Annotated in this window: 9 protein-coding genes and 3 pseudogenes; 1 reads left to right on the top strand and 11 read right to left on the bottom strand. The window is 55.6% G+C overall.

Features of this window, described 5'->3' with window-relative positions; translation table 11 throughout:
• Positions 1 to 146: 146 nt before the first annotated feature.
• The 6 genes from EC915_RS24415 to arcD all read right to left on the bottom strand — a co-directional run bounded on the left by EC915_RS24415 (position 147) and on the right by arcD (position 6,752).
• Positions 147 to 1,397, bottom strand: a complete 1,251-nt coding sequence (locus EC915_RS24415; protein WP_256658831.1) for a DUF2314 domain-containing protein — start codon at positions 1,395 to 1,397, stop codon at positions 147 to 149.
• 103 nt (positions 1,398 to 1,500) lie between these two features.
• Positions 1,501 to 1,863: a DUF5064 family protein gene (locus tag EC915_RS24410; RefSeq protein ID WP_133753028.1), complete on the bottom strand. Its 363-nt coding sequence runs from the start codon at positions 1,861 to 1,863 to the stop codon at positions 1,501 to 1,503.
• A 60-nt stretch (positions 1,864 to 1,923) separates the two neighbouring features.
• Positions 1,924 to 2,853: a carbamate kinase gene (gene arcC, locus EC915_RS24405; protein ID WP_133753027.1), complete on the bottom strand. Its 930-nt coding sequence runs from the start codon at positions 2,851 to 2,853 to the stop codon at positions 1,924 to 1,926.
• 110 nt (positions 2,854 to 2,963) lie between these two features.
• Positions 2,964 to 3,974, bottom strand: a complete 1,011-nt coding sequence (locus EC915_RS24400) for an ornithine carbamoyltransferase (protein WP_133753026.1) — start codon at positions 3,972 to 3,974, stop codon at positions 2,964 to 2,966.
• A gap of 68 nt (positions 3,975 to 4,042) precedes the next feature.
• A complete protein-coding gene (gene arcA, locus EC915_RS24395; RefSeq protein WP_133753025.1) occupies positions 4,043 to 5,299 on the bottom strand; it encodes an arginine deiminase in 1,257 nt (418 codons plus the stop codon).
• Between the two features lie 25 nt (positions 5,300 to 5,324).
• Positions 5,325 to 6,752, bottom strand: a complete 1,428-nt coding sequence (arcD, locus tag EC915_RS24390) for an arginine-ornithine antiporter (RefSeq protein ID WP_133753024.1) — start codon at positions 6,750 to 6,752, stop codon at positions 5,325 to 5,327.
• Between the two features lie 804 nt (positions 6,753 to 7,556).
• Between arcD and EC915_RS24385 the strand changes: the two genes are divergently transcribed.
• On the top strand, positions 7,557 to 7,964 hold the full coding sequence (locus tag EC915_RS24385; protein WP_133753023.1) for a DUF3592 domain-containing protein: 408 nt from the start codon (positions 7,557 to 7,559) through the stop codon (positions 7,962 to 7,964).
• Positions 7,965 to 8,014: 50 nt separating this feature from the next.
• Here the strand turns inward: EC915_RS24385 and EC915_RS24380 are convergent.
• From EC915_RS24380 to EC915_RS24940, 5 genes and pseudogenes are all read right to left on the bottom strand, one after another.
• A pseudogene (locus EC915_RS24380) lies at positions 8,015 to 8,267 on the bottom strand (helix-turn-helix domain-containing protein); the annotation flags it as partial.
• 42 nt (positions 8,268 to 8,309) lie between these two features.
• Positions 8,310 to 8,648 (bottom strand): annotated as a pseudogene (locus EC915_RS24375) (sugar-binding protein); the annotation flags it as partial.
• 53 nt (positions 8,649 to 8,701) lie between these two features.
• Positions 8,702 to 9,181 (bottom strand): hypothetical protein, encoded by a 480-nt coding sequence (locus tag EC915_RS24370; RefSeq protein ID WP_133753022.1) that lies wholly within the window; start codon positions 9,179 to 9,181, stop codon positions 8,702 to 8,704.
• Positions 9,182 to 9,595: 414 nt separating this feature from the next.
• Positions 9,596 to 10,782, bottom strand: a pseudogene (locus EC915_RS24365) (RHS repeat domain-containing protein); the annotation flags it as partial.
• Between the two features lie 61 nt (positions 10,783 to 10,843).
• Positions 10,844 to 10,990, bottom strand: a complete 147-nt coding sequence (locus EC915_RS24940; RefSeq protein WP_166651074.1) for a hypothetical protein — start codon at positions 10,988 to 10,990, stop codon at positions 10,844 to 10,846.
• Positions 10,991 to 11,582: the final 592 nt, after the last annotated feature.

Below are 11,582 nucleotides of genomic sequence, written 5' to 3'. Positions count from 1 at the left end.
TACGGAGATCGATTTATCAGGCCGACCTGGTAAAAGCACGGACTGCCTGACGGCAGGCCGTTACCGGCCCGCACACAAAAAATCTGACAGTCCCCATCGGGCTGGCAATCCGATCAGGCAACAGTCGCCTGATCGGACCCTTTTGATCAGTGAAAACCGAGGAAATAACGGGTGAGCAGATCGTAGGCCCACGTCGCGATCGTGAAGCCGCCGACAGTGCAGATCAGATCCAGTGCACGAGCGTTCCCCCACATCGGTGTGCGCTCACGCAAACGGAAATACCAAGGACCGGTGCACAACACCAGACCCTGCCCCACAACCCAAACGCATGTAGCAAAGCCGACACTTCCCAAGAAATAAGAGTTAATTGGGCTGTACCCATTCAACCAAGACCGGAAATAGATGAAGTACAGAGCAGACAGCGCGATAACAACCAGCCCCACCCCGATTGGCCAAGCCGGAAAACCAACCGATTGATCGGCAAACTGAGGCGCTGGCTCCCCGGTTTCCAGCACAGTAATGACGCGCGGCCAACCCGCGAGCTGTGCAAGTGAGAACGATGTACGGCCATATGAATCCGTGGCCTGCGGATCGGCTCCACGACGCAATAGCGCATACACAAAGTCATGATTGCCCGCCAATACCTCGCGATGCAGCAACAGGCGACCGCTTTGGTCGTAATCCGAAATAAGCTCGGGATCGTCTTCCAGCCCCTGCTCGATCATGTCTTGCACATTCAGGCTCATCGGATGCTCGATCCGTTCAAGTTTCGCCAGCGCATGCCTGTCCGACGGCGTGTCCAACCCGCGAGTGAACATGAGTGGCTCCTGCCCACGGGCCGGTGGAACCAGCTCGATTACCCCTGCTTCAGCAAAGTCGATGCCCCACGCAGCATCATGTTCATCGCGTTCGACAGGCGCCATCGTCGAACGCAGAGCATCGACAGTAAACCCACCAAACGCCCGACCACCCAAGACGTAAATCCAGTCATTCAGATCGACAAACGGAACCGATACCTGATCTCCCGCCGCCAGCGACTTGACCCAATGCGGCTCACTCATCAACACGCCTGAAAGATTCTCGCCGTCGAAATCGACATCTGTCACCCACATGTGCTCGACAGAAGGGCTCAGCGGATCGGAAGTATTCACTCCGAAGGAAACCTTCACTGCCGCCAGATCAAGTCCCGGCACCACCCGCCGCCGCTCCCAAGAAAGCTCGCGCCAGAAAAACTTGAAAGTTGCCTTTGCACTGGCAACTGCCTCCTGGAAAATCTCGCTCTCACCTTCGACTGCGTAGAGGGTCTGGTCCGTCATTTGGTGGATATTCCCTTGGTCTGTAACCGTGTGAAGTTGTTCGATGGCGTTATACGTAGACGATGCCAGGGAATCGAGCAAGCATGAGCGCGATGTTTGAAAGAAGTGACGATAGGGTAAAACGGACAGGCCGCGATTGTGAGCCCGCCCGTTTAGGTTGGATGCCTGTGGGTCCCAGCGACGCTTATTCCAGATGCGCCGGGTTTATCGGGTCGCCCGGTTTCACGTCCAGACGATGACGCACGTCTTCGAACATCAGGTCGTACTGCTTGTGCATCTGACCCGTCAACACGACGGTCCTTGGCAAGCCGTACTTCTGCGCGATGTGTGTCGCGTATCGGGCGAAGTCGAATGCCTGGTCCTTGGGCAGAAAGAATTCTTCCTTGAGGTCTTTGTCTTGCACTGAGCCATGCATCTTGAACAGCATCCCCTTGCCTTCCTTGGGATCCTGTACGACCTCATAGTCGATGCACAGGTTGTAGCTGTAGTCGTCCTTGTTCAGGGCGTGGCGTTCGATGTGCAGGTGGCCGGGCTCAAAGGTGGCCATAACGTGTCTCCTTCCAGGACATGGGAGAGAAGGCAGGCGCAGTACCCGCCCGACGGAGCGTTACAAGTAAGTCAGGCCCTGTTGCGTCGTGCTGATACGTGTGCCGGCGCGGCCTTGAACGATGGCTTCGATGTCCGAAAGTGAACCAATCACCGCAGGTTTTCCGGTGAGGCGGGCGAACTCGCAAGCGGCCTGGACCTTGGGACCCATGGAACCTGCGGCGAAGCCGAGTTTTTCCATTTCGTCCGGGTGCGCCTGGCCGATGGCTTTTTGAGTCGGCTTACCGAAGTCGATAAACGCCGCCTTCACGTCGGTAGCGATCACCAGCAGGTCGGCGTCCAGTTGCCCCGCCAGCAGGGATGAGCACAAGTCCTTGTCGATCACTGCCTCGATGCCCTGAAGCTTGCCGTCTTCGCCATACATCGTCGGAATGCCGCCGCCACCGGCACAGATAACAATGCTTCCCTTTTCCAGCAGCCAGGTAATCGGGCGTATTTCAAAGATGCGTTTGGGCCGAGGGCTGGCGACCACACGACGGTATTTGTCGCCATCGGGTGCGATGGCCCAGCCTTTTTCTGCCGCCAGTGCTTGTGCTTCGGCTTTGCAGTAGACCGGACCGATAGGCTTGCTGGGGTGCTGGAACGCGGGGTCCTTGGCGTCTACTTCGACCTGGGTCAACAGCGTGGCAAGCGGCACTTCGAAATCCAGCAGATTGCCCAGCTCTTGTTCGATGATGTAGCCGATCATGCCTTCGGTTTCGGCACCCAGCACATCCAGCGGGTAAGGCGAAACCTGGGTGTAAGCTGCCGCTTGCAGCGACAGCAAGCCCACTTGCGGGCCATTGCCGTGGGCAATCACCAGTTCATTACCGGGGTGAATTTTGGCGATTTGTTCAGCAGCGATGCGGATATTGGCCCGCTGATTATCTGCGGTCATGGGTTCACTACGGCGCAGGAGGGCGTTACCGCCCAGTGCAACGACGATACGCATGGGTAATGTCCTCCTAGAACTGTGGGAAACGGGCTCGCCCCGATGGCATCGAGTAGCGCCTGCATGGCAGACAGACCGGTTCCCCACTGATTAGCTTCAGCCAGCGCGCTTTAGATATCCGCCAACGCCGAGACCAGAATCGCCTTGATGGTGTGCATGCGGTTTTCCGCCTGCTCGAACGCAATGTTGGCGGGGGATTCGAACACCTCTTCGGTCACCTCAACGCCATTGGCCAGATGCGGATACCGCGAGGCGATGTCCTTGCCGACCTTGGTTTCGCTGTTGTGAAACGCTGGCAGGCAGTGCATGAATTTCACCCGTACGTTGCCAGAAGCCTTCATCATCTGAGCGTTGACCTGATACGGCAGCAGTTGCTCGATACGCGCATCCCACGCGTCTACCGGTTCACCCATGGAGACCCAGACATCGGTGTGGATGAAGTCCACGCCTTTCACCGCTTCTTTCGGGTCTTCAGTGATGGTAATGCGCGCACCGCTTTCTTCGGCGAAGGCCTGGCATTGCTTGATGAAATCCTCGTGTGGCCACAGGGCTTTCGGTGCGCCGATCCGCACGTCCATGCCCAGCTTGGCGCCGATCATCAGCAGCGAGTTGCCCATGTTGTAACGGGCGTCCCCCAGGTAGGCGTAGCTGATGTCATGCAGCGGCTTGTCGCTGTGTTCGCGCATGGTCAGGACGTCGGCGATCATTTGCGTCGGATGGAATTCGGCGGTCAGGCCGTTGAACACCGGTACGCCGGCAAACTTGGCCAGCTCTTCGACGATTTCCTGCTCGAAGCCACGGTATTCGATGGCATCGAACATGCGGCCCAGAACACGCGCGGTGTCTTTCATGCTTTCTTTATGGCCGATCTGCGACGACACCGGATCGATATAGGTGACGTGGGCGCCCTGGTCATGGGCTGCAACTTCGAATGCGCAACGGGTACGGGTGGAGGTTTTTTCGAAGATCAGCGCGATGTTCTTACCCTGCAGGTGCGCACGCTCGGTGCCAGTGTATTTGGCACGCTTGAGGTCGCGGGAAAGGTCCAGCAGGTAGTGCAGCTCGCGGGTGGTGTGGTGCATCAGCGACAGCAGGCTGCGATTACGCATGTTGAAAGCCACGGTGTATCTCCTTCTGCTTAGGTATCCCCTGGGTCGACGCCTTATGGGCGGCAACCGAGGCCTTGAAACTAATAATCGATAGGGTCGCGAACGATCGGGCAGGTCATGCAGTGGCCGCCGCCACGCCCCCGGCCCAGTTCACCGGCGCTGATGGTGATGACTTCCACACCGGCCTTGCGCAGCAGGGTATTGGTGTAGGTGTTGCGGTCGTAACCGATCACCACGCCGGGTTCCAGAGCCACCACGTTGTTGCCGTCATCCCACTGCTCGCGCTCGGCGGCGAAGCTGTTGCCGCCGGTCTCTACTACGCGTAGGGCCTTGAGATTGAGTGCAGTGGCAACGACCTCGAGAAAGCTTGCGTCTTCACGGCGAACGTCAATGCCGCCGGGTTTGCTCTCGTCAGGGCGCAGGCTGAAAGCGACGATTTGACTGACCACTTCCGGGAAGACGGTCACCAGATCGCGGTCGCAGAAGCTGAACACGGTGTCCAGGTGCATGGCCGAGCGGGATTTCGGCAGGCCGGCCACGATCACCCGTTCCACGGCGTTGTGCTTGAACAGGTTTTGCGCCAATTGGCCGATGGCCTGATGCGAGGAGCGTTCACCCATGCCGATCAATACCACGCCGTTGCCGATCGGCATCACGTCGCCGCCTTCCAGCGTGGCATTACCATGCGCCTGATCCGGGTCGCCGTACCAGACCTGGAAGTCGGCCTTGATGAACTCGGGGTGAAATTTATAAATCGCGCTGGTTAGAAGGGTTTCCTGGCGTCGCGCCTGCCAATACATCGGGTTGAGCGTCACGCCGCCGTAGATCCAGCAGGTGGTGTCACGGGTGAACTGGGTGTTGGGCAGCGGCGGCAGGATGAAGCTCGAATGGCCGAGGAAGTCGCGGTACATCTCGATGGTCTTGCCACCGAAACTGTTCGGCAGGTCATCGGCGGAGATACCGCCAATCAGGTACTCGGCGACCTTGCGCGACTCCAGGCTGCGCAGCCAGGAACTGACTTCATTGACCAAGCCGAGCCCGACCTGGTTGGCGGTCACTTTGCGCTCGAGAATCCAGTCCAGTGCTTCGGGGATGGCAACGATGTCGCTCAGCAGGTTGTGCATTTCCAGCACATCAATGTCCCGCTCGCGCATTTTGGTGACGAAGTCGAAATGGTCGCGCTTGGCCTGGGCCACCCACAGCACGTCGTCGAACAGCAGTTCATCGCAGTTATTGGGGGTCAGCCGCTGGTGGGCCAAGCCTGGAGAACACACCATGACTTTACGTAGCTTCCCGGCTTCGGAATGTACGCCGTACTTCACGTTTTCATTGGTCATTACAGACCCTCCCTTGAGCAAAACATTACAAAGTCAGAAAGCCGTCGTAGAGCCCATAGGCCGCCACCAGGGCGCCAATGACCACTGCGGCGAAAATCAGCTTCTCGACGTTGGTGAAAACCGGTCTGCCCAACTCACGCTTGGCCTTGGCGAACAAAATCGCGCCCGGGGCGTAGAGCAGTGCAGAGAGCAGCAGGTATTTGGTGCCGCCGGCGTAGAGCAGCCATAGCGCGTAGATCAGGGCAATAGCGCCGATGAACAGATCTTTCCTGCGTTCGGACAGCGCGTTTTCATAGGTTTCCCCGCGCACCGCCAACAGCAGCGCGTACGCTGCCGACCACAGGTAAGGCACCAGGATCATCGACGTGGCGAGGTAGATCAGCGACAGGTAAGTGCTGGCGGAAAACAGCGTGATCACCAGAAAGACCTGGACCATCACGTTGGTCAGCCAGAGCGCGTTGACCGGTACATGGTTACTGTTTTCCTTGCGCAGGAATGCCGGCATGGTGTGGTCCCTGGCAGCGGCAAACATGATTTCCGCACACAGCAGCACCCACGACAGCAACGCCCCCAGCAGCGAGATGATCAAGCCGACGCTGATCAGCACCGCGCCCCAATGGCCCACCACATGCTCCAGCACGGCCGCCATCGAAGGGTTCTGTAATTTCGCCAGTTCCGGCTGTGTCAGGATTCCCAGGGACAGCACGTTCACCAGCATCAGGAACAGCAGCACGGTGATAAAACCGATGACCGTGGCCTTGCCCACATCGGAGCGCTGCTCGGCACGGGCCGAGAAGATGCTGGCGCCTTCAATGCCGATAAACACCCATACAGTGACCAGCATCATGTTGCGGACCTGATTCATCACACTGCCCAAGTCCGGGTTTTTCAGGCCCCAGATGTCGGCGGTGAAAATGTCCAGCTTAAAGGCGAAGAGCGCGATCAGGACAAACAGCACCAGCGGCACGACCTTGGCCACGGTGGTCACCAGGTTGATAAACGCTGCCTCCTTGATGCCCCGCAATACCAGAAAATGCACGGCCCACAGCAGCACCGACGCACCGATCACCGCGGCCGGGGTATTGCCCTCACCAAAGACCGGAAAGAAGTACCCGAGGGTGCTGAACAGCAGCACGAAGTAGCCGACGTTGCCCAGCCACGCGCTGATCCAGTAACCCCAGGCCGAAGAGAAACCCATGTAATCACCGAACCCTGCCTTGGCGTAGGCATACACGCCACCGTCCAGGGCCGGTTTGCGGTTGGCCAGGGTCTGGAAGACGAACGCCAGGGTCAACATGCCCACTGCAGTAATGACCCAGCCGATCAAAACCGCCCCGACATCGGCACTGGCGGCCATATTCTGGGGCAACGAGAAAATTCCGCCGCCGATCATTGAGCCGACAACCAGCGCAACCAGCGCGCCGAGGCGAAGTTTTCCGGGTGATTCAGACATTGCATGACTCCCATGCAGCAGAGAAGTGGTCACAAGATAAATCCGTTTATGCATCAACCACCTGACTCAGGTCACCTCATGGGTAGTCCCCTTTGGAATGGATGACTCAGGTGAACGCTGCGGTCGCTTCGTTGTGTCGCGAAGCCGACTCTTGAAGTGTCTTGCTCTCAGTCATTTTTGCCCGCACGTGATCCGGCCCGCCCTCTGGAGCGTTTCCTATTTGGGTTGCCACAGGCTTGGTTGACTCGACGCATTCGATGCGCAAAACACACCGCAGCGTTGCTGCTTGAAGGTGCTATAAGTCTGCGTGAGCAGACTAGGCAGCACGCCTGTGCTCAGGTCGGGGCCGAGTTTGGACGCCCTATTTCAGCTTCACAATCTCACAACGCGCCACCGGCTTGGCGCTGCATGCCATCCGTGCACGCTACCTAGGTGGCTGTTTGCCACGCCTTGCAACAGGATGATTCGCCACTCTATATCTCCGCCACTGTGCGAAGCGGACGTGATCCACTTACTGCATCGGTCCGATGCCTATGTCTTTTGCCTGGTGCCTCACGAGGCAAACGGTTTTCACAGGAGCCACGATGTAAAAGCCGTCAGGGAAGAAGGTGTCGAGTGCTCGCTAATCGGCGCCCTACTCAACTCGCCGCGCACGCATCCCTATGCAACCTGACTCTCATCAGACCGCCCAGTACACGGGGCAGTGTTGAAACACTGGGGGTATGTTAGCGTCGTATCCCCGTAAAAAATTTGCAGCCCTGAGTGGCGTGCGATGGATTCAAAATCTTATGCGCTCTATCAGGGATGACAGGCAGATACCATGATCAGTTTTCGTTCGAACTCACCACCCAACCTTCTCAAAGGGCTCTTCGCCTGCTTTATCAGCGCTGTCCTTTTATCATTACGGGCTATATAGCCATCGGTCAGCACGAGTTTTTGTCGCATGCTCAGAAAGCGCCAGGAGTCGTGAAATCTCTCAACGCTGGCGGCTCTCATCCGCAAATCGAGTTCACCAGCAGCTCCGGTCAAGTGGTGTCTTACCCGGAAGGGGGGATCATCTTTGGCTACCAGCCCGGCCAGATGGTGGAAGTGTTCTACGACCCGGAGCATCCTTCCAGAGATCCGGTAATCAGCGATCTCGGCGCCGTCTGGGGCAGTGCAACCTTCGCAGGCCTGATCGGACTGGGTTTCGCTTTTGTGGGGGGTGGCTGAGGTTTTTTGCTATCGGAAAAAGACACCGGGTGCACCGGCGAATTGAAAGGCGACTTGCGCCCGCGCCCCGGTTATCGACCAGTCCGTCCAGCAGATGTGCTTGGAAACGCTGGCACCAGTCAGTAATCGTAGGGCAGGAAAAGCCAGTCAGCCGTGCAATGTTGTCACGGGTTCCGCCTTCGGCAGCCAGCAGAATGATGCGTACTCGATGACCTTCTCGCTGGGGCGATAGTCCCAGAGCGAACGCGCCGTTTCAGTTCGGTCTTTTCCTTCGGGGCTAAGCGTGATGCCCAGAGCGCTCACTGTCAGCTCTCCGACGCAGGGATGACGTGTGACTTGTAGACGAAGCCGGTTCGCTGCCGCGTCGTACCTGAACTCTTCACTGTCGACCAGTTTTCCGGTGTCACGACTGTGCAGTTGACCGTTCGCTTCGTACTCGTATTTGATCTCGCCGCGCAGCTTGTCGAGGGTGCGGGTCAGTTCGCCAGCTGGGTCGTATTCATAGCGTCGGTGGATCGGGTTGTAGGCGTGGTCCACCAGCAGGCTGTTGTCGCCGGGGTTGTGGATCTGCGAGAGCTTTTCGCCCGGTAATTTGGAGGCGAACTGCCAGCTCTTGCGGCCCATGGCGTCGGAGCCGAAGCAACTGGTGAGTTTGCCTTGGGTGCGATAAATCTGGCGATGCAGCCGAAAGTTATGTGCTTAAACTCCAACCCTTGAAGCAGGGGCACTTATGGCATTTAAATCACAATCAGCCCATTTTTGAAGTAACCCACCGGCCAGCGCCCAGAATAATAAAATTTAACAATATCATGCCAGACTTCGCCTAAATCATAATACTGCTCTGTCACATATTGTCGAAACGCAAAACATATTCCATTCCTAGCTGCGACATTGAAATCATGCGGACCAGAAATGAACTGACTTTTATCTATGTTTTTCGTAGCTGCTAACACTGCTTTATTTACCGTCATTCTAACCCTAACAAGGTCCCGTGAATTTTTTGGGGCATCATAAAAGGGATCTATTTGCGTGGGAGAGGTTGGCAGCCACTCAACCTCAGCATAATGGCCAACAAAATCAGCATCACTTGGCTCTAGAAACACTTTTTTCACATTTTCTATATATATTATTGAACCAGTATTTGCCCCCCCCTTGCCCATATTACTAAAAAAATTAGCGTTCAGAATTCGGTTCAGCTCTTCGTCAATATTAAACATTCATAACCTCAGATCAGTTAGACTACCCGGCGGCAAGGCTTTCCTACTCTGTTGAATCGTCGCCCTTAAGACTCTCCCTGCCGCATGAGGCCCCGATATACCTGGCAGCGAATGATTTGGTAATGTACCGTTAGTTGGCATCAAATTCCACCATTTATTAGCACCGCCACTTTCCAGTGGAATGATATGGTGCGGAGTTGCGCCCGACGGCCATGCTCTTCCCGTGTTAGCCTCCCACTGTTTCATAAGGTAATTCTGGTTGCCTACAAATTCTTTACGCGCCATTTGGTTCTGGAAAACTGTTCGACGTTGAATTACCGGGAGATTCCCCCGAAGCAGGTCCGCTTGTTTGGCAGTGATAGCCCCTCCAGGCGAAGCCACTTTATTAGCATCACCAACAACTCTATCTAATACAGAAGAACAAGCGAGCCCCAAAGGGTCTAGCCATGCTAACGGATTGGCGCCGAACTGATAAAGATTAGGTCCTCCAAGCAAACCAATCAGGTCCTGCGTAATAAACCGTCCTACCTGCGGATCGTAATACCTGAACGTGTTGTAGTGCAGCCCCGTCTCGTCGTCGAAGTACTGACCTTGAAACCTAAGGTTTTGCTCGATGTCGCTGACTGTGAGCGTTTCGACCTCGCCCCACGCTTTGTACGTGGCCTGCCAGACGATCTGGCCGCCTGCGTCCGTCATTTCCAGCGGTGTGCCGATCTGGTCGGTGTGGAAGTAGTAGAGCTTTTGCTCTGTCTCGCCTTCCTGTTGGTCGACGCGGGCTAGCGGCGCATAGCTGCCGGGTTCGTAAATGTAGAGGCTGCTCTGGCCGGGCGCTTCCTCACGCAGCATTCGCAAGCCTTGCCAGAGGAAGTTTGTGTGTTCGGTCTGGCCATTTATTTCTGATGTCTTGGCGATGCGCCTGCCTAGGCTGTCGTAGCGATAGGTGCCGATGCTGTGTCGTTTGCCATTGACCAGTGTTTCAGCTTTGACCAAGCGGTTTTCACAGTCGTAGCTAAACGTCTGCAACTTGCTCAGACCGCTGCGCTTTTCAATCAGATTGCCCCATGCGTCGTAGGCGTATTCCTGGTCACGCCAGCGTTTGAGGCGGTTGTCTTTGACATGATCAAACTGGCTTGTGTTGAAGTTCAGCCGGTTGGCTGCAGCGTCGTATCTGAACTCTTCACTGTCGACCAGTTTTCCGGTGTCGCGGCTGTGCAGTTGGCCTCGTACTCGTATTTGATCTCGCCGCGCAGCTTGTCGAGGGTGCGGGTCAGTTCGCCAGCTGGGTCGTATTCATAGCGTCGGTGGATAGGGTTGTAGGCGTGATCCACCAGCAGGCTGTTGTCGCCGGGGTTGTGGATCTGCGAGAGCTTTTCGCCCGGTAATTTGGAGGCGAACTGCCAGCTCTTGCGGCCCATGGCGTCGTAGCCGAAGCAACTGGTGAGTTTGCCCTGCGTGCGGAAGATCTCGCGGTGCAGGTCATCGCGTTCCATGTCGCTGATGAGCAGTCCGTCGAGGTTGAGTTGGTGCAGGTGGCCGCTGCCGTAGTACAGGTGGTTGAGGTGTTGACCTGTGGGCAGGGTCAGTGTGGTGAGGTTGCTCAGCGAAAATAGCAGCATCAAGGCGTATTAACAGCTTTGCCCTTGGACAAATGCATACGGCGAATCAAGGATAGTCATCAATAAATGCCTGAATCTCCTTCTGTGCAAGATCCATTTTCTCAAGCAATGGATTCTCGTAATCACTATAAATTTCCAAATACGCTCTGGGAGAGGTTTTTATAAGATTTTCTTGTAAATCATTGGTAGTCATTAGATAACAACTCGCTGATATGTACTAATAACTGAATGCAAAAAAACTTCGCTCCGTGCCGTCTCAGCCGCTTTCAAATCCCTAACCACGCTCAAAAGCAAAGCTACTAAATCTTCCTTAGCCATATAAGCCTCTTCAGATAGAAGGCAAACTTTCTACGTTAACGATCCAAGATTCCGGCAGTTTTGGGGCATGAATATTTGGTCAGCCCCACCTTTGAAAACTGTGCCGAACTTAGTAACCTTAGGAACTACGGAACCGATGTGCAAAAACCGTTCCTTTTGGAGTAAGTATTACCGCCTCAAGCTGAGTTTATTTTTACGTAGAGAAAATGCTGCTAATCAAAGAAGCTTTATTTTGAGACTGCCTGCACATTTAGGAGACTGGTGTTATGCCGAGGTTTAAAATTTCGAAAATCTTTCTGTGGGCATGAACTACGTTACCTGCTAAGACTTGCTGCTTGCTCAGTTCTATGTTGGAAAAACATATAGGTGCAGCTAGTGTGCTGTTCGCAAAATAGCTTTTCGTTAGTCTCGGCTACACTTCAGATGTCATTCCAGCCTTGGAGAGCTTATCGTGAGCGCTCTGGACA

It is taken from the genome of Pseudomonas sp. LP_7_YM, assembly GCF_004364435.1.
GTDB lineage: Bacteria > Pseudomonadota > Gammaproteobacteria > Pseudomonadales > Pseudomonadaceae > Aquipseudomonas.
This window is presented reverse-complemented; position numbering and strand designations above follow the sequence as displayed.